Raw genomic sequence first — 492 nt, forward strand, 5'->3', positions numbered from 1 at the left:
GGGTTCGCTCGCTCAGTGGCCACCGGCGCCGGACACAGCCCGACGGCCACGGCCAGCCGCCGGAAGGAGTCCCGGCGGTCCTCCGGGCTGTGGATGTTGGAGATGGCCATCACCTCGTCCGCCCCGCTCGCCTCGACGAGTTCGGCGAGCCGGCTGGCGACCCGGTCGACGCCGCCGACCACATCCCCGCGGAAGTCCAGCTTGTCGCGGGCGGCGAGCTGGGCGTCGGTGAGACGGCGGGCCAGCGCCCGCTCGACGGGCTCGAGCGGACGCGGGTCGCCGGTGAGGTAGTCGAGCACGGCGAGCCGTTCAGGCGAGGCCAGCGCCTCCCCGTGCTCGTCGTCATCCCCGACCCAGATCCGGGTGGCCAGGAGCGCCAGCGGCCGGTCGCCCTCCTCGGCCGGGGCGAACAACGCGCGATAGCGGCGCAGCGCGCGGGCGGCCACCTCCGGATCCTGGTTGACGCAGAGGAAGGCGTAACTGAGCCCGGAG

Annotated in this window: 1 pseudogene; it reads right to left on the reverse strand. The window is 74.6% G+C overall.

Annotation, left to right across the window (positions count from 1 at the left end):
* Positions 1 to 492: pseudogene (locus DD1DGNOD_RS10830) on the reverse strand (LLM class flavin-dependent oxidoreductase); the annotation flags it as partial.

This window comes from Candidatus Protofrankia californiensis (assembly GCF_900634765.1).
Lineage (GTDB): Bacteria > Actinomycetota > Actinomycetes > Frankiales > Frankiaceae > Protofrankia > Protofrankia californiensis.